The sequence below is a fragment of the Microbacterium candidum genome (assembly GCF_030315975.1).
Lineage (GTDB): Bacteria > Actinomycetota > Actinomycetes > Actinomycetales > Microbacteriaceae > Microbacterium > Microbacterium candidum.
The window spans coordinates 550,958-567,379 of sequence record NZ_JASXSZ010000001.1 but is presented as its reverse complement, the minus strand read 5'-3'; the positions used below and the strand labels follow the sequence as shown (position 1 = coordinate 567,379).

Here is a 16,422-nt window from a genome sequence, read left to right as displayed (position 1 = left end):
ACGCCCGGGCATCGACAGACGGGAGTTGCGATGACCGAACTCGATCCCACCCTCGAACGAGAGGCCGCGGCGCTCGACGCCGCCGACCCGCTGCGCACCTACCGCGATGCGTTCGTCGGCGCCGAGACCTCGCTCGTCTACTTCGACGGAAACTCGCTCGGGCGGCCCCTCCGCGTCACCGCCGAGCGCCTCAGCAGTTTCGTGACCGAGGAATGGGGCGGACGCCTCATCCGCGGCTGGGACGAGGCCTGGATGCAGCTCCCCTTCGAGATCGGCGACACGATCGGCCGTGTCGCCATCGGTGCGCAGCCGGGCCAGACGATCGTCGGCGATTCGACGACCGTGCTTCTCTACAAGCTGATCCGGGCGGCGTTCGACGCCCAGCACACGGCTGACCCGGCGCGCGTGGAGATCGTCGTCGACCGCGACAACTTCCCCACGGACCGCTACCTCATCGAGGGGATCGCTGCCGAGCGCGGCGGCGCTGTGCGCTGGATCGACGTGGATCGCGCCTCCGGTGTCACCGAGGAGGCGCTCCGCGCCGCCGTCGGGCCGCAGACCGCCGTGGTCGTGCTGAGTCACGTCGCCTACCGCTCGGGTTACCTCGCCGACGCCAAGACCTACGCGGACATCGCGCACGACGCGGGCGCCCTCATCCTGTGGGACCTCTGCCACTCCGCCGGCTCCGTGCCGGTCGAGGCGGACGCCTGGGGTTTCGATCTCGCCGTCGGGTGCACGTACAAATACCTCAACGGCGGCCCCGGCTCACCCGCGTTCGCCTACGTCGCGCACCGACACCAGGCCTCCCTCGCCCAGCCGATCCAGGGGTGGATGGGGACCGCCGACGTCTTCGCGATGGGTCCGGAGTACGTGCCGGCCGACGGGATGCGCCGCTTCCTCTCCGGCACCCCGCCGATCACCGGCATGCTCGCGATGCAGGACACGCTCGCACTCATCGACGAGGTCGGCATCCAGGCCGTCCGAGACAAGTCGATCGCGCTGACGGAGTTCGCCGTCGCGATCGCCGACCGCGACCTCGCCCCGCTCGGCGTGACGGTGGCCTCCCCGCGGAATCCCGCGCATCGGGGCGGGCACGTGACCCTCGCGCACCCGCTGATGCGGGAGGCGACCGCTGTGCTGTGGGAGCGGGACGTCATCCCCGACTACCGCGATCCGCATGGCCTGCGCATCGGTCTGTCACCCCTGTCGACGAGCTTCGCGGAGACCGAGGCCGGACTCCTGAAGGTCGCCGAGGTGCTGCGCGACCTCGGCGCCGACGGCCCGTGAGCCACGCGGCCGGTCAGAGTCTGAGCTGGTACCCAGTCGCACAGGTGACGACACTCAGTCTCGCGACGTAAGCTTGGCTCAACCCGCCCGAAGGAGAGCGCTGTCGTGACACCTGCGAAGACGAAGACCAAGGCCGCATCTGCCGTCGACCTCGCGCCGGAGGTGCGCGGGCCGATCGACGCCGCGATCGCCGATCTCGAGAACGGCACGCGGACGTGGGCGGCCCTGACGCTCGACCAGCGCGCGCGACTCATGGAGCGCGTTCGCGCAGCAGTCGTCGCGAGCGCGGACGACTGGGCCGATGTCGCCGCCACCTCGAAGGGCCTCGAGCCCGGGCACCCGCTGCGCGGCGAGGAATGGATGTCGGGCCCCTACGCCGCACTCGGCGGCCTCGACGGCTACGTCTCCACCCTCAAGGCGCTCGCCCGCGGCGCGAGCCCTCTCGACGGGGTCAAGACGGGCACGGCGCCCGGCGGCCGCACGAAGGTGCAGGCCTTCCCCGCCACGGGCATGGACCGCGTCCTCCTCTCCGGCTTCAGCGGCGAGCTGTGGCTCGAGCCCGGGGTGACGGCGGCGCAGGCGCGCACCGAAGCCGGCCTCGGTCAGCTCCATGCGACGCAGAACACGGGCGTCGGCCTCGTGCTCGGCGCAGGCAACATCACCTCGATCCCGTTCCTCGACGTGCTGTACGAGCTCCTCGCCGAGAACCGCGTCTCGATCCTCAAGGTCAACCCGACGCAGGACGCCGTCGTCCCGGTGTTCGAGCGGGCGCTCGCGCCGCTCATCGAGCTCGGGCTCCTGCGCATCGTGAAGGGCGGCGGGGATGTCGGCGCCTACCTGACGCAGCATCCCTCGATCGCGCACGTCCACATCACGGGGTCGGCCGTCACCTTCGACGCGATCGTGTGGGGCGTCGGCGCTGAGGCCGCGGAGCGGCGCGAGCGGAACGACCCGAAGCTCACCGTGCCGATCACCGCCGAGCTCGGCGGCGTCTCGCCGATCATCGTCGTCCCGGGCCAGTGGACCGACGCCGATCTGACGTATCAGGCCGAGCACGTCGTCACGATGCGCATGCACAACTCCGGACACAACTGCATCGCCGGCCAGGTGGTCATCCTCTCGAGCGACTGGGCCCAGCGCGACGCCTTCCTCGCCGCCCTGCGCACTGCGTACGACAAGGCCCCGGAGCGCCCGGTCTGGTATCCGAACAGCGCATCGAAGATGGATGCGGCAGCCGCCGACTACCCCGACGCCCGCTGGAACCCGGAGCACACCCGCGCTCTCGTGACTCTGCCCTCCGAGGCCTCAGCGCTCGAGACCACCGAGTACTTCTCCCCCGTGCTCGGCGTCGTGCAGGTGCCCGGCACCGGCCAGGAGTTCCTCGACAACGCCGTCGCGCACGCGAACGACAAGCTGGTCGGCACGCTCGGTGCGAACGTCCTGATCGACCCGGCGACCGAGGCGGCGCTCGGCGCGGGCTTCGAGCGGGCGATCGCCGACCTGCGCTACGGCGGCATCGCGATCAACACGTGGACGGGAGTCGTCTTCGCGACCCCGATCCTGTCGTGGGGCGCCTTCCCCGGCGCGACCCTCGAGGACGTGCAGAGCGGCCTCGGCATCGTCCACAACACGCTGCTGCTCGACCGCGTCGAGCGCTCGATCCTGCGGGGGCCGTTCCGGCCGTTCCCGCGCGCGGTCGGCGGCAAGGGCATCTTCACCGTGCTTCCGAAGCCGCCGTGGTTCGTGGATGCGCGCACCGGCGCGTCGGTCGGCGAGGGTCTCACCCGCTGGCACATGGACCACAGCGTGCCCGGTCTCGTCGCGACGCTCACGAAGGCGATGCGCGCATGAGGGTCGACCTCGACGCCGACTACATCGTCGTCGGGGCAGGATCGGCGGGCGCCGCGCTCGCCGCGCGACTGAGCGAGGACCCATCCCTCTCGGTGCTGCTGCTCGAGGCCGGCGAGCCGGACAAGGCGATGGAGCTGCACGTCCCGGCGGCATTCTCGAAGCTCTTCCGCGGCTCGTACGACTGGAACTACGACACGGTCCCGCAGCCGAACCTCGAGGGCCGTACGATCTTCTGGCCGCGCGGCAAGACGCTCGGAGGATCGTCGTCGCTCAACGCGATGATGTGGGTCCGCGGGTTCGCCGCCGACTACGACGAGTGGGCGCAGACGGCCGGAGACGCGTGGTCGTGGGAGTCGCTGCTGCCGTTCTTCCGCGCCGTCGAGCGCACGCAGGACCCGGTCGACGACACCCAGGGCGCCGACGGTCCGCAGTCCGTCGAGCACCAGCGCGACCCGCGCCCGCACACCGCCGTGTTCCTGCGCGCCGTCGCCGAGGCCGGGTTTCCCGTGACCGCGCCGAACCTGGCGTCCGGCCAGGGCTTCTCGCAGACGATGGTGAGCCAGCACCGCGGGGGCCGCGCATCCACCGCCGACGCGTACCTGCGTCCGGCCCGTGGGCGGAAGAACCTGCGCGTCGTCACCGGCGCGCACGTGCGGAAGGTGACGTTCGGCCCCTCGACGGGCTCGGGGACCGTGGGTGCGGGCTCGGGGACCGTGGGTGCGGGCTCGGGGACCGGTGGCTCAGGCTCGGGGACCGGTCCGCGCGCGACCGGCGTGTACGTCGACATCGACGGCATCACGCGGCACGCCACCGCACGGCACGAGGTGATCCTCGCCGGGGGCGCGATCAACACACCGCAGCTGCTCATGCTGAGCGGAATCGGCCCGGCGGAGCACCTCGCAGAGCATGGCATTCCGGTCGTCGTCGACGCCCCCGAAGTCGGCGCGAACCTGCAGGACCACCTCGTCGCGGGTCTCGCGCCCAACGCGAAGGGCGGCACGCTCTACGGTGCGGAGAAGCCCGCGCAGCTTGTGAAGTACCTCACGCAGCGCAAGGGGATGCTGACCTCCAATGTCGCCGAGGCATACGGATTCGTGCGCACGTCGGTCGCCGAAGGGCGTGGCGAGCCGGAGGGCCTGCCCGACATCGAGATCATCTTCGCGCCCGTCCCGTACGTCGGGGAGGGACTCGTGCCGACGCCCGCCGAGGGGCTCACTGTCGGCGCGATCCTGCTGCGTCCGGTCAGCCGCGGCAGCATCCGTCTCGCGTCGGCCGATCCGCTCGACAAGCCCGTGATCGACCCGGCATACCTCTCCGATGAGGAGGGGATGGATGCGGCAGCCCTCACCGCGGGACTGCTGGCCTGCGAGCGGATCATCGCCACCGCGGCGTTCGACGAGATCCGCGCGCCGGGCTGGGTGCAGCCCGACGACGGCGACTCCCTGACGCCCGAGGAACGCGCCGAGCTGTCGATGCGCCGCTACTCGCACACCCTCTATCACCCGGCCGGGACCGTGCGGATGGGGATGGATGCGGCTGCCCCCGTCGACCCCGAGCTCCGTGTACGCGGTGTCGAAGGACTGCGGGTGGCGGACGCATCCGTCATGCCGACCGTCATCCGCGGCCACACGAACGCCCCGTCGATCGTCATCGGCGAGGTGGCGGCGTCGCTCCTGCGGGGCTGAACCGCTCGGGGCTCCCTGCGTTTCGACTCGCTTCGCTCGCTCAACGACCGGCAGATAGCGATCTCGGAAAGATCACTACCGCGGGTCGTTGAGCGAGCGAGGGACGAGCGAGACGAAACGCAGCGGACGACGCCTCGACAAGCTCGGCGACCGGGGTTGTCCGGCGACCGGGCCTACTCCGCGAAGCGGTCGGTCGCGGCGCGGAGCGCCGCGGCGATCCCGGGCTCGGATGCGGAGTGCGATGCATCCGGCACGATCGTGAACTCCGCCTCCGGCCACGCGCGGTGCAGGTCCCACGCGGTCATCATCGGCGTGCACACGTCGTAGCGGCCCTGCACGATGACGGCGGGGATGTCGCGGACCTTGTCGACCTGCGCGATGAGCTGCCCCTCGTCGAACCAGCCGCCGTGCATGAAGTAGTGGTTCTCGATGCGGGCGAACGCCGTCGCGCCGCGGGGCTCGGTCATGGAGGCGACGAGGTCGTCGTCGGGGAGCAGCGTGAGGGTCGACGCCTCCCACCTCGACCACGCGATCGCCGCCGGGACATGCACGGCCGGGTCCGGGTCGTTGAGCCGGCGGTGGTACGCCTCCACGAGCCGCGCGCGCTCGAGCAGGGCGATGGGCGCGAGGAAGTCCTCCCACTGGTCAGGACGGATCGCACTCGCGCCGCCCTCGTAGAACCACTCGATCTCAGCGCTGCGCAGGGTGAAGATGCCGCGCAGCACGAGCTCGGTCACGTGCTCGGGGTACGCCTCCGCATACGCGAGGGCGAGCGCGCTCCCCCACGATCCGCCGAAGACCTGCCACTTGGGGATCCCGAAGTTCTTGCGCAGCAGCTCCATGTCGGCGACCAGGTGCCAGGTCGTGTTGTGCTTGAGGTCGGCCTCCGGCTCGCTCGCGTGGGGCGTCGAGCGCCCGCATCCGCGCTGGTCGAACAGGATGATGCGGTAGGCCTCAGGGTCGAAGAAACGCCGCTGCCAGGGCGACGTGCCGCTGCCGGGTCCACCGTGCAGGAAGACGACGGGCTTGCCCTCGGGGTTGCCGCTCTGCTCCCAGTACACGCGATTGCCTTCGCCGGCCAGCAGCATGCCGGTCTCGTATGGCTCGATGGGCGGGTACAGGATGCCGTCCAGGTGCGCGGGTCCATCCGTCATAAGGCCTCCCCCCGGGGGCCGACGTTCTCGAGTCTGTTGAACGTCATGCTTTTACGCTACCTTGCATGCCCGGATGCGACCTGGATTTCCGGTCTAGGCTCGGGCCATGGCCCCCACTCCGACCACGATCACCATCACGGGCGCGGGAGGTCAGATCGGCTACGCGCTGCTCTTCCGCATCGCCGCAGGCGACATGCTCGGCCCCGACAGGACGGTGCGCCTGCGACTCCTGGAGATCCCGCAGGGAGTGCGCTCCGCCGAGGGCGCGGCCCTCGAACTGCAGGACTGCGCATTCCCGCTGCTGCGCTCCGTCGACGTGACCGATGATCCGGGCCGTGGCTTCGACGGCGCCGACGTCGCGCTCCTCGTCGGCGCCCGTCCGCGCACCGCGGGCATGGAGCGCGCCGACCTGCTCGCCGCGAACGCCGGCATCTTCGGGCCGCAGGGCGAGGCGATCGCGGCACATGCCGCAGACGGCATCCAGGTCGTGACCATCGGCAACCCGGCGAACACGAACGCGCTCATCGCGCAGGCGTCGGCCGCCGGCATCCCGCCCGAGCGGTTCACCGCCCTCATGCGCCTCGACCACAACCGAGCCGTCGGGCACCTCGCCGAGGCGCTGGATGCGGGCGCCGACGGCATCCGCGACGTCACGATCTGGGGCAACCACTCGGCGACGCAGTTCCCCGACGTCTCGCACGCGACGGCCGACGGCACACCCGTCATGGCCCTGCTCGCCGAGCGCCTGGGTCCCGATGGGGCCGCGCAATGGCTCGACGACGAGTTCGTGCCGCGCGTCGCGAAGCGCGGAGCGGAGATCATCGAGGTGCGCGGCTCGTCGTCGGTCGCCTCCGCCGCGAACGCGACGATCGACCACGTGCGCGATCTCGTGCTCGGCCGCCCGGCCGAGGCGGGATGGACGTCCGCCGCCCTCGTCTCGCAGGGCGAATACGGTGTACCCGAAGGCCTGGTGTGCTCGTATCCGGTCACCTCGGACGGCACCGGATACCGCGTCGTCGAAGGGCTCGAGCTCGACGGACGCGCTCGCGCTCGCATCGACGCGTCGGTGGCGGAGCTCGTCGCGGAACGCGATGCCGTGAGGGCGCTCGGCATCCTCTGATGGACCTCCTCGTCCCGCTGCTGCTCGGCGTCCTCGCGATCGCCGCGTCGACAGCCGTGGGACGGAGGCTCGGGGTCGCGTCCCCGCTCATCCTCCTCGGCATCGGGATCGCGGTCGGCTACCTGCCCTTCGTGCACATGCCGCCGGTCGACCCCGAGTGGATCCTCGTGGGGGTGCTGCCGCCTCTGCTGTACTCCGCGGCCGTGAATCTCCCCGCGGTCGAGTTCCGCCGTGACCTGCGGCCGATCGTCGGCCTGTCACTCGTGCTCGTCGTGATCAGCTCACTCGTGCTCGGACTCTTCTTCGCGGCCGTGGTTCCGGGCCTCGGCCTCCCGATCGGCATCGCGCTCGGCGCCATCCTGAGCCCGACGGATGCGGTGGCCACCACGATCGCGAAGCGGCTCGGCATCGCGCCCCGCGTCATCACGATGCTCGAGGGCGAGAGCCTGCTGAACGACGCGACGGCACTCGTGCTGCTGCGCACCGCGATCGCCGCCATCGCAGGCGCGTTCCACTTCGGTGAGACGTTCTGGACGTTCGTCTGGAGCGTGGTCATCGCGGTCGTCATCGGCGCGATCGTGGGCTGGCTGACCCTGCTCCTCCGGGTCTGGGTGCGCAACTCCGCCGCGAACACCGCCATCAGCTTCACCGTCCCGTTCATCGCGTACCTCCCCACGGAGCACCTCGGCGGATCCGGGCTCGTCGCCGCGGTGGTCGCCGGCATCGTGACGAGCCAGCTCGCCGCGCGCCGTCTCACGCCCGAGCAGCGGATGTCCGACACGCTCAACTGGCGCACGATCGAGCTGATGCTGGAAGGCGCGGTCTTCCTCCTCATGGGCCTCGAGCTGCGCGACATCGTGCGCGAGAACCTCGCGAGCGACGAGGGCCTGTGGCACGGGATGTGGCTCGCCCTGGCCGCCCTCGGCATCGTGCTCGTCGTGCGGGCCGCGTACGTCACCTTCATCGTGTGGAACTCCAAACGCCGTGCTCGGCGCCTGGACCGCGAGCGCCTCGAGCAGTTCGGGGAGCGGCTCGACGCGTACGCCGCGGGGGCGGCGCCGCCCGAGCGTGAGGGGGGCGCCCGCCGCCGCGGCCGGCTCCCCGAGGACCCGGAGAAGCGCGAGCAGATGATCGGTCGCGCGCGTACGCGCGTCAGTCGCGCCCTCGCCGACACCGACTATTACCAGGGGTCCCCGCTCGACTGGAAGCAGGGAGCGGTCATCGTGTGGGGCGGGATGCGGGGCGTCGTGACGCTCGCCGCGGCCCAGACCCTCCCGCGTGAGGAGGATCGGGCGCTGCTGGTGTTCGTCGCGTTCCTCGTCGCGGCGGTGAGCCTCACGCTCCAGGGGTTCACGCTGCCGGTCCTGGTGCGGATGCTCGGGTTGTCGGGCACGTCGAACGAGCCCGCCGGCGCGGGCTCGGAGGAGCTCGACGACGAACTTCGGACCGCCGCATCCTCCGCCCTCCTGTCCGGGTCGCTCGTCGACAGCGAGGGCCGTCCGTTCGATGCGGAGCTCATGGCGGGCCTCGGGCGCCGCTTCGCGGAGCGTCCCATCGAGAACGACAGGGATGCCACGCGCACGGCCCTCGAGCTGCGGCTCGCCATCATCCTGGCTCAGCGCACGCGGCTCGAGGAGCTCACGCACGACGGCCGGTACCCCACCGCCGTGCTGCGGCACGCGCGCGCCGAGCTCGACGCCGACCAGATCGGCGTGCAGCTGCGTCTCGACGCCGCCTCCTGAGCGACACCCGAGGAGGCGGGACCCCGCCGGCGTGGGAGAATCGTGCGTAGGGGGTTCCAGTGACGAACAAGACGGATGCCGCGACCGTGCGGACCACGCCGGACGACGGCGCGGGCGCCGCGGCGCTGACGAGCCCCATCCACCTGCCGCACGCCGCCGCGGACTGCCCCAAGTGCTTCACCGAGCTGCAGGCCGACCGCAACTGGTGGCTCGCCCGCCCGGCCGGCTCCCGCCTCGTCGGCCTGGTCGTCACGCGCGACGACATGCCGTCGGTCGTCGAGCAGCGGGGCGACCTCACCCGCTTCGGCGTGCCGATCGAGGGGTTCCGTCACCCGGCTCCGGAGACGCTCGAGTCGTGGGAGGAGCGGCTCGTGCGCCTGTTCGGCACCCTCCGCCGCGGCGATGTGCTCGTCGTCGCGAGCCGCCACGCGCTCGGCCGCGACACCGACGAGGAGACTCGGACGCTCAAGGCCCTGCGCGGCCGCGGGATCGTCGTGAAGGTGCTCGACCACGGCGAGCGCCACCTGCACGACGCGGAGTGAATTAGGCCGCTTCGGGCTCGAAGTACGCGGCGGTGGCGATCGCGTCGAAGAACTGCACCATGAGGTTCGGGATGTCGCCGAGCGCGGTGGTCATGCTGACCAGCAGCACATCCTTCGTCCCGGGCACCGCGTACCAGTAGTCGGCACGCAGGCGGTGGATCTCCAGCCGCTCGCCCTCCTCCTCGACCGCCTCGTATCCGGTCGTGAGGAGACGCAGGACGTCGCCGCCCGGCGAGCCGAGCCGGGTCGCGTCGTCGATCCCCTCGACGTCGAGTTCCCGGAATGCCGCCTCGAGCGTCTCGATGACTGCGGCCGAGGAGGTCCCGATCGCCGGGCTCATCCGCATCCCGTCCGGCAGATGCACGGTGATGGACGCGGGGATCGGCATCCCCGCGATCTCCCGGCACACGAGGACCTTCTCCGCCTCCGCCTCGCGAGCGGACCGGACGACCTCGCCGAACGTCTCGCGCACGCGCGCCCTGGCGATGGCCGCGTCGTCGGCCGTGCCCGCGACGTCCCTGGCGATCGCGGCGATCTGGGCTGCCGCCGTCTCCTCGTCGCGCGGGTCGAGCGCGAACCACTCTCCAGGCAACCGCAGCTGCAGTCGCGCGCTCACTTCTCGGCGGCCAGGCGCTTGATGTCGGCCGGGCTGAGGGGCAGCGACTCGACCGCACGCTGCTCCTCGAGGCCGAGATCGCGGGCGACGGGCTTGAGCACGTCGCTGCCGACCCGGAGGAAGGACGTCTGGGAGCCGGCGGGCGCGTCGGTCGTGAAATACAGGCGGACCGGATGCTGGGCGACATCCGTGGCCGCGATTCCCGCGATGGCGGCGCGTGCGGCCGCTTCAACGGGTTCCGCGGAACCGTCCGCGATCCGCAGCGTGATCAGCGTCTCGGTGTTCCAGGGCGCACCGGGATGGCCGACGACGACCTGTGCCGACTGGACACCGGGCACGGCTTCCAGCGCCGAGCGCACCGGGGCCGGATCCGCGGAAGCGCATCCGGCCAAGCCGAGAACGGTCGCGAGCACGCCTGCCATCAGAATCCCCTTGCCCCTCATCACCGTCGAGAATATCTCTCCGTATAGGTCACTTCGTGGGTGCCTGATTGAGCGTCCGCGAAGTACTTCTCGTCGCCCGGCCGCGGCTTCGGCACGACCCTGTCGGCGCCCTGCGCATACATCTCGCCGTTGTGCACGCGGCCATCCTCGATCCAATAGGTGCTCCACTTCGGCGGAAGGGCGCCGTCCGCCGGGCCGAGCCCGACGAATTCGAGGTGGTGCACGGGGTCGACGAGGTTGTTGATCTGCGTGACGTTCACGGCCGGGCCGATGCGGTCGCGGTACTTGTCGATGGCCGATCCCGCGGTGACGACGGCGCCGACGCGGTCCGCATACTGCGGGGTCGTCGCGAGCTTCGCGGCCTCCATGCCACCGAGGCTCCAGCCCGTGAACATGATCGGCGCATCGCTCTTGTCGACGCCGGCGCGCTGCATCGCGTCGAACACCGCCTTCTCGTACTGCGTCCGCATGCCCGGGAAGAAGGACAGCATGGCGTCCGTGGCGAGGTCGTTCATGCCCGCCTTGTTGAAAGGGCTCCAGTACTGCGTGCTCGGACACTGCACCCGCCAGGCGATGATGGTGCCCGCGTCGTCCGTGATCGCCACGACCTTGACGTCCATCGCGTCGGCGGCGAGCCCCGACGCGTCCTTGTCTGCGACCTGCCGGATGAGATCGCCGTAGTCGTGGGCGGCATCGCCGTCGGGCGTGACGTGCCTGCCGAGGTCCGGATCCTCCGATTCATCGTGGCGGCGCGGCTTGCCGGTGAGCTCCTGCACGACGAAGGCGACGATCAGGGCGGGGATCGCGGCGAGCGCGACGGCCGCCGTCGCGAAGACGAGCGTGAGGAAGAGCGGCCCGAGAGGACCGAGCAGCAGCGCGAGGGCCCCCACGATCTGGACGAGAAGGAGGACGGCGATGATCAGCGCGGCCGCGAAGACGATGATCGCCGCCAGAGACATCAATGCACTGGCGAGCTGCCTGACGACCTCGGCGATCACGGTCTTCGCCCATTGCGCCACCGCCGAGAAGATCGTGACGGCGCCGTCCCAGACCTGCGCGATCCGGTCGAGGATAGAGTCCGCGCCGTCGGAGATGACGTCTTCGATGGCGCGGATGGCACGGTCCGCCGCATCCTCGCGCGCCCTCTCGTCGGCACGCAGCGCCGCGAGCGCCGACGACACGTCGCCGTACGCGTTCTGGACGTGGGCGTTGGCGAGCCGCGCCTCGCGCTGCAGCCGCTCGATGTCGGCGTCGGAGCCACCGCCGTACGACGTCGTCCGCAGCCGGTCGTTCGCATCGACGAGTGCGACATCGGCGTGGTCGCTGCGCGACTGGGCGTCGATGAGGTCCTGGATGTGGCCGCGTGCGCTGCGGTGGATCGGCTCGAGCTCGACCGCGAAGGTGTGGAGCGCCGCACCCGTGCCGCTGTAGCGCCGTTCGGCCCGCGTGAGCGCGCCGCGCACGTCATCGGCGGCGTGCTGCAGCGCGTCGGTCGCGTCGCTGTGCTGTCCGTACGCGACGTCGGTGAGCGCGAGCGTCGCCTCGAGGATCGCCGCGGCCGCCCGCGTCAGCTGCGCCGCATCGGCACCGAGCGCGGCGGGCTCGCCCTGCAGAAGGTGATCCCACGCGTCGTGGACTGCCTGTGCGGTCACGGATGCGTGCCCTTCGCGATCGCTCCGCCGACCTCGCGGCCCAGGCGGTGGTCGACGTCGGCGAAGGTCTCCTCAATGGCGGCGATGCTGTCCTCGAGGTGTCGCAGGCTCGCGAGGAGCCGGGAGCGGTGGATCGCCCAGTTGCTCGCGAAGTCGCGCACCTTTCCGGCGAGACGGGGATGCCCGGTCAGGTCGGCCAGACGGTCGCCCATGAGCTGGGCGCGGCGCAGCGTGTCGGCGGTCGTCGCCAGCTGCTGCTTCGCGTGGTGGAGCTCGGCGAAGTCGACTTCGAGCCTGTCCATCGGCGCTGTTCCCCCGTCTGTGTATGGGAAAGGGCGAGAGCCCCCCGCCCTCGCCCTTTCCGATGCGCGTGTGTCAGTGGCCGCCGATGCCCTGGGCGAGCTGCGAGTCGACCTGCTGCAGCGTGTCGGCCGCCTTGTTCAGGAACTGGCTCATGCCGTCGAGACCGTTGACCGCCTGCGTGGTGCCGGTCGTGAACTGCTGGTAGGACTCGTGGAAGGCGCCCGATGCGGAGTCGGTGACGAAGCCGGAGCTCACGAGGTTGTTCACGAGGGCCTGCAGCTCGTGCAGCTTCGAGATGATGTCGTCCTTGCCGGCGTTGAGACGGCCCGCGGCCTGCTGCATGTCGGCGTAGGTGACGTTCATGTTCGCCATGAGTGTTTCTCCTTGGGATTCACCGGGTGGCCCATCCGGCCGACCTCATGTCTTCGACGCTACCTGCGCCGTTTGGATAATCACATGGGGAGGACTCCCCATGCGATCTACTTCGCGCGCGCGGCGCCTTTGGGGGCGGGCTTGCGGGCCGGCTTCTCCCTGGGACGGTTCGGCCACGAGCGCTCGTAGGGGGTGCCTCGGTAGGCCGCGGGCATGATGTCCGGATACGCGCGTCGGCTGCGCCACACGAAGTACACGAACACCGCGAACAGCAGGACGCTGACGACCGCGCAGACGAGGGATGCGGCGCCCTGCGCCGGCCACAGCATCCAGCACACGGTGAAGACGTAGAACCAGCCCCACCACGCACCGAGGACCCACAGGGTCACGTTCACGACGAGGCCCTGGGACGTGAAGATCGTGACGAGCTTCGTCCACCGGGTCAGGCGCACCGGCACGAGCGAGAACGCGGTCGAGAGCCCGGCGATGGATGCCGGGCCCGTCGCCTCGGCCCGGACGCTCCGCGCCGAGAAGGACAGCTTCTCCTGCCGGAAGGCGGGATTCAGGCTCCGGAGGAGATAGGTCGCGGAACTGAGGAACGAGCCGACCGAGACCGTCAGGATCACACCGAACAGCGCTCCGATGAGCGGGGCGATGAGAAGGAGGGCGAAGACGCCGCCGATGAGGTTGCCGCCCGAGAATCCCGCGGACTGCCCGAGCGGCCCGACATCGTCGGAAGAAAGGCGCCACGGAAGGACGGCGAACACGACCGCGAGGACGATCACCGCGAGGACGAACCACACCACGGTGAGGAGGAGATAGCCGAAGGGGCGCCAGCCGACGCCTGTGGACGTCGTCGCGCGGGCCTCGGGGGCGAGGAGGTACACCGGCTCGCGGAGGTCGGCGTAGGAGGCGTCGTTCGTCGCACGTGCCCGCTTCGGCCCGCCTGCCGACGTCATGAACCGCCCTCGGGCGTGCGGGGGTCGGTCCAGAACACGCTTGCCGCGACCGCGTCGAAGAGCGCCGTGATCAACTCGGGAGCCTCGCACTCCGGCACCGAGACCATGAGGCATGTGAGGGACCCGGTCGGATCCGCGAACCAGTACTCGAGGTCGAGCATCTGGGTCTCGGTCTGGCCGATCTCGCGCGTGCGCACGTCCGCCCGCCGGACGTGCGGCACGGTGGCCGTCGGCATGGCGACCGAGCCCGGGAACGCGGCGACGAGGAGCCCCACGACCTCCTCGGCCGAGCCGGCGGCGGCGAGGGCCTCGACGCTCATCGGCGGCCACGGCTGCACGAAGCCGATCATGGATGCGGGGAACGGGATGCCGGGCAGGATCTCCAGCGACAGGGCGTACAGGTCGGCGCCCGCCTCCGCCGCGCTCTTGGCGCTCGCGAGGAGGTCTTCGCGGACGTCGCGCCGCAGGGCGGCCAGGCGGTCGTCGCGCGGCATCCGCTCCTTGACGATGCGCGCGACCGTCGTGCGCATCGTGTCGGCGTCCGCCATCGGCACCGATGCCCAGGTCCCCGGGAGGATGATGGAGAACCGCTGCCGCGTGTCGGCGACGACGACGGGCCGATCGACCTCGGCGGTCATGCGGCGACTCCGTACGCGAGGCCGAGCGTGCGCGCCACGGCCTCGGTCTGCCCGGGCATGTCCTCGAACGCCGTGATGTTCTCGGCGGAGAACACGATCTGGACGAACTGTGCGGCGTCATCCGGGAAGACGACGAACTCGGTCATCTCGACGACGTCGTGCTCGTCGCCGTCTTCGCGCGGCCGGAGCCGCACGGCGTGGCGGGCGGCGAACGGGCCCGCCGGGAGCTCACCCTCCCAGACGGTGCCGTAGACGGCGTCGTCGACGGATTCGGCGAGGAAGGCCGCTCGATCGACGTATCCGCCGTCGCCGACGTTCCAGACGGTGATCGACATCAGCGCGGCGGCGTACCCGGACTCGGGGACCGGGACCCACACCGCGGCGGTGCCGCCGTCGCCGATCTGCGCGCCGACGACCTCGGCGAGGGAACGCAGGCGTGCTTCCAGGAGCTCGGCGGCCGGGTCCTCGACGTTCGCGTCGACGACGATCTGCCGAGCCCAGCCGTACGGGTCGGTGCCCTCCGCGGGCAACTCATGCCAGTCGGTGCCGACGGAGAGGGTGTAGTCGACGATCTGCTTCACTTGCCCACCATCGAATCAAACATATCGTGGGCCTTCAGCACCCGCTCGCCGACCTGTCCGACCGGCTCGGGGAGGAAGTTCTTCGCGACGCCGTTCGCGTCGCCGGCGATCTGCCAGGGCAGCGACTTCGAGCCGTTCTCCGTGAAGGTGTTGTAGCCCTCGAGGCCCATCTGCCCGACTTTGAGCGCCGTCACGCCGACCGTCGAGGCGACCAGCGGAGCGTCGTGCGTCAGCCCGGCGATCCCGATCGTCTTGTACGTCTGCAGCAGGTCCCGCTGCCCGAAGTTCTTGAGCTCCATCATGAAGCGGGTGCCGTTCTCGCGCATGCCTGCGCTGAACCCCTTCTCGACGAGCGCCGTGACGTAGTCGCTCTTGTACGACTCCTTGAAGGCGTCGACGACCGCGTTCCCGAACCCCTTCGGGCTGCCGAGCGCCTCGCGCAGCGCTCCTTCGGCCGAGGTGGCACCGCGCTGCGTCATGTACGCGAGGCGCCCCATGCCCTGGATGGACCGCTCGCCGCTGAGCACCGCACCGCCGATCTGGCGGCCCGTCTTGCCCGCGGCGACCGCGGCTTCGCGGAAGACCGCCGCCGACCGCAGGACAGCCATGCCGCGCACGCCCTTGATGGCCATGTCGATGAGCTTGCCGCCGAAGACCGTGAGGACGGCGCCGACGACCGCGAAGATGGCCTCCCCCCAGCTGCCGCCCTGGAACGCCTTCACCACGGCCTCGATGGCGGTGAGGACGGCGCCGACGGCCGCGAGGATCATGAGCGCCTGCCCGAGGAACGGCACCCAGGCGAGGAAGATCGCGAGGACGCCGGCGATATCGCAGATCGTCTTGAAGACGTGGTAGACCGCCTCCAGCGCCTTCTCCCACCAGGACGGATCCTGCAGGCCGTGGTTGTTGCGGTCGACGACGTCGGAGATCGCGCCGCGCGCCGTGTCGGCGGCATCCGTCTTCGCCTTCAGGGCATCGCGCCACCGCTGCTGCGCCGCGGCGAGCTCGTCGGAGGCGCCCTGCAGGTGGCGGCGCGCCGCATCCGCGTCGTCGGCGGCCTGCGTCTTCTCCTCGAGCGTGGCCTCCGACTTCCACCGGGTGTCGTAGGCGAGGTTGTCGGCGTTCTGGGAGCGGGAGGATGCCGAGTCGTAGGCGCTCTGCTTCGCATCGATGTCGGCGATCGCGCGCCGCGCGTCCTCCTGAGCGGCGCGCAGTGCGGCGGCGTAGGTCAGCAGCGCCTTCGCCGTCGTGTCGTACCGGTCGTGGGCCTTGTCGATGTCCTTGCGGACGTCGTCGGCCTGTGACTTCAGAGCCTCCGTCGCCTGGCTCTTCATGTCGTCGACGTCGTGGATGCTCTTGAGCGTCAGGGTCGACCGCTGGATGGCGTCGGCGATGTCGCGGTAGTGGCGGGCCTTCGTCTCGAGCAGGCTCGGGTCGCCGGTGAGGGGCTGGTAGGGAACGTCGCTCATGTCTCTCC

At 70.7% G+C, this 16,422-nt stretch carries 16 protein-coding genes; 6 read left to right on the top strand and 10 right to left on the bottom strand.

The window, feature by feature from the left end:
- Positions 1 to 30 precede the first annotated feature (30 nt).
- The 3 genes from QSV35_RS02650 (at position 31) to QSV35_RS02640 (ending at position 4,823) form a co-directional block, all read left to right on the top strand.
- Positions 31 to 1,287 carry a kynureninase gene (locus QSV35_RS02650; RefSeq protein ID WP_286286435.1) on the top strand — a complete coding sequence of 419 codons (1,257 nt, stop codon included), beginning with the start codon at positions 31 to 33 and terminating at the stop codon, positions 1,285 to 1,287.
- Between the two features lie 105 nt (positions 1,288 to 1,392).
- Positions 1,393 to 3,138: an aldehyde dehydrogenase family protein gene (locus QSV35_RS02645; protein WP_286286433.1), complete on the top strand. Its 1,746-nt coding sequence runs from the start codon at positions 1,393 to 1,395 to the stop codon at positions 3,136 to 3,138.
- Complete coding sequence (locus tag QSV35_RS02640; RefSeq protein WP_286286431.1) at positions 3,135 to 4,823, top strand: GMC family oxidoreductase; 1,689 nt, start codon at positions 3,135 to 3,137, stop codon at positions 4,821 to 4,823. The genes QSV35_RS02645 and QSV35_RS02640 overlap by 4 nt, the downstream gene beginning before the upstream one ends.
- A gap of 173 nt (positions 4,824 to 4,996) precedes the next feature.
- Here QSV35_RS02640 and pip read toward each other — a convergent pair whose 3' ends face one another.
- Positions 4,997 to 5,977 carry a prolyl aminopeptidase gene (gene pip, locus QSV35_RS02635; RefSeq protein ID WP_286286429.1) on the bottom strand — a complete coding sequence of 327 codons (981 nt, stop codon included), beginning with the start codon at positions 5,975 to 5,977 and terminating at the stop codon, positions 4,997 to 4,999.
- A 106-nt stretch (positions 5,978 to 6,083) separates the two neighbouring features.
- Here pip and QSV35_RS02630 point away from each other — a divergent pair, with 106 nt between their 5' ends.
- The 3 genes from QSV35_RS02630 (at position 6,084) to QSV35_RS02620 (ending at position 9,381) form a co-directional block, all read left to right on the top strand.
- Entirely contained in the window at positions 6,084 to 7,097 is a 1,014-nt protein-coding gene (locus QSV35_RS02630; RefSeq protein ID WP_286286427.1) for a malate dehydrogenase, read from the top strand.
- Positions 7,097 to 8,839 carry a cation:proton antiporter gene (locus QSV35_RS02625; RefSeq protein ID WP_286286425.1) on the top strand — a complete coding sequence of 581 codons (1,743 nt, stop codon included), beginning with the start codon at positions 7,097 to 7,099 and terminating at the stop codon, positions 8,837 to 8,839. The genes QSV35_RS02630 and QSV35_RS02625 overlap by 1 nt, the downstream gene beginning before the upstream one ends.
- Before the next feature lie 143 nt (positions 8,840 to 8,982).
- On the top strand, positions 8,983 to 9,381 hold the full coding sequence (locus tag QSV35_RS02620; protein ID WP_286287815.1) for a recombinase family protein: 399 nt from the start codon (positions 8,983 to 8,985) through the stop codon (positions 9,379 to 9,381).
- 1 nt (position 9,382) lies between these two features.
- Here the strand turns inward: QSV35_RS02620 and QSV35_RS02615 are convergent, their stop codons facing one another.
- The 9 genes from QSV35_RS02615 to QSV35_RS02575 all read right to left on the bottom strand — a co-directional run bounded on the left by QSV35_RS02615 (position 9,383) and on the right by QSV35_RS02575 (position 16,414).
- Entirely contained in the window at positions 9,383 to 9,997 is a 615-nt protein-coding gene (locus QSV35_RS02615) for a hypothetical protein (protein ID WP_286286423.1), read from the bottom strand.
- The gene (locus tag QSV35_RS02610; protein ID WP_286286421.1) at positions 9,994 to 10,419 is read right to left on the bottom strand and encodes a hypothetical protein; all 426 of its coding nucleotides are present in this window, start codon (positions 10,417 to 10,419) and stop codon (positions 9,994 to 9,996) included. The genes QSV35_RS02615 and QSV35_RS02610 overlap by 4 nt, the downstream gene beginning before the upstream one ends.
- 20 nt (positions 10,420 to 10,439) lie before the next feature.
- Entirely contained in the window at positions 10,440 to 12,092 is a 1,653-nt protein-coding gene (locus QSV35_RS02605) for a hypothetical protein (RefSeq protein WP_286286418.1), read from the bottom strand.
- Positions 12,089 to 12,394, bottom strand: coding sequence for a hypothetical protein (locus QSV35_RS02600; protein WP_286286416.1), 306 nt, complete (start codon positions 12,392 to 12,394; stop codon positions 12,089 to 12,091). Before QSV35_RS02600 ends, QSV35_RS02605 begins: the two co-directional genes overlap by 4 nt.
- A gap of 73 nt (positions 12,395 to 12,467) precedes the next feature.
- Positions 12,468 to 12,767, bottom strand: coding sequence for a WXG100 family type VII secretion target (locus QSV35_RS02595; RefSeq protein ID WP_286286414.1), 300 nt, complete (start codon positions 12,765 to 12,767; stop codon positions 12,468 to 12,470).
- Between the two features lie 107 nt (positions 12,768 to 12,874).
- The gene (locus QSV35_RS02590; RefSeq protein ID WP_286286410.1) at positions 12,875 to 13,726 is read right to left on the bottom strand and encodes a hypothetical protein; all 852 of its coding nucleotides are present in this window, start codon (positions 13,724 to 13,726) and stop codon (positions 12,875 to 12,877) included.
- Positions 13,723 to 14,364: a hypothetical protein gene (locus tag QSV35_RS02585; protein ID WP_286286408.1), complete on the bottom strand. Its 642-nt coding sequence runs from the start codon at positions 14,362 to 14,364 to the stop codon at positions 13,723 to 13,725. Before QSV35_RS02585 ends, QSV35_RS02590 begins: the two co-directional genes overlap by 4 nt.
- Entirely contained in the window at positions 14,361 to 14,945 is a 585-nt protein-coding gene (locus QSV35_RS02580; RefSeq protein ID WP_286286407.1) for a hypothetical protein, read from the bottom strand. Before QSV35_RS02580 ends, QSV35_RS02585 begins: the two co-directional genes overlap by 4 nt.
- On the bottom strand, positions 14,942 to 16,414 hold the full coding sequence (locus tag QSV35_RS02575) for a putative T7SS-secreted protein (RefSeq protein ID WP_286286405.1): 1,473 nt from the start codon (positions 16,412 to 16,414) through the stop codon (positions 14,942 to 14,944). The genes QSV35_RS02580 and QSV35_RS02575 overlap by 4 nt, the downstream gene beginning before the upstream one ends.
- Between the last annotated feature and the right edge of the window lie 8 nt (positions 16,415 to 16,422).

What these genes read in the sequence shown, in the direction of transcription:
- QSV35_RS02650 (WP_286286435.1), top strand. Translation starts at nt 31, where the DNA reads ATGACCGAACTCGATCCCACCCTCGAACGAGAGGCCGCGGCGCTCGAC.
- QSV35_RS02640 (WP_286286431.1), top strand. Translation starts at nt 3,135, where the DNA reads ATGAGGGTCGACCTCGACGCCGACTACATCGTCGTCGGGGCAGGATCG.
- pip (WP_286286429.1), bottom strand. Translation starts at nt 5,977, where the DNA reads ATGACGGATGGACCCGCGCACCTGGACGGCATCCTGTACCCGCCCATC.
- QSV35_RS02630 (WP_286286427.1), top strand. Translation starts at nt 6,084, where the DNA reads ATGGCCCCCACTCCGACCACGATCACCATCACGGGCGCGGGAGGTCAG.
- QSV35_RS02625 (WP_286286425.1), top strand. Translation starts at nt 7,097, where the DNA reads ATGGACCTCCTCGTCCCGCTGCTGCTCGGCGTCCTCGCGATCGCCGCG.
- QSV35_RS02610 (WP_286286421.1), bottom strand. Translation starts at nt 10,419, where the DNA reads ATGGCAGGCGTGCTCGCGACCGTTCTCGGCTTGGCCGGATGCGCTTCC.
- QSV35_RS02600 (WP_286286416.1), bottom strand. Translation starts at nt 12,394, where the DNA reads ATGGACAGGCTCGAAGTCGACTTCGCCGAGCTCCACCACGCGAAGCAG.
- QSV35_RS02595 (WP_286286414.1), bottom strand. Translation starts at nt 12,767, where the DNA reads ATGGCGAACATGAACGTCACCTACGCCGACATGCAGCAGGCCGCGGGC.
- QSV35_RS02590 (WP_286286410.1), bottom strand. Translation starts at nt 13,726, where the DNA reads ATGACGTCGGCAGGCGGGCCGAAGCGGGCACGTGCGACGAACGACGCC.
- QSV35_RS02585 (WP_286286408.1), bottom strand. Translation starts at nt 14,364, where the DNA reads ATGACCGCCGAGGTCGATCGGCCCGTCGTCGTCGCCGACACGCGGCAG.
- QSV35_RS02575 (WP_286286405.1), bottom strand. Translation starts at nt 16,414, where the DNA reads ATGAGCGACGTTCCCTACCAGCCCCTCACCGGCGACCCGAGCCTGCTC.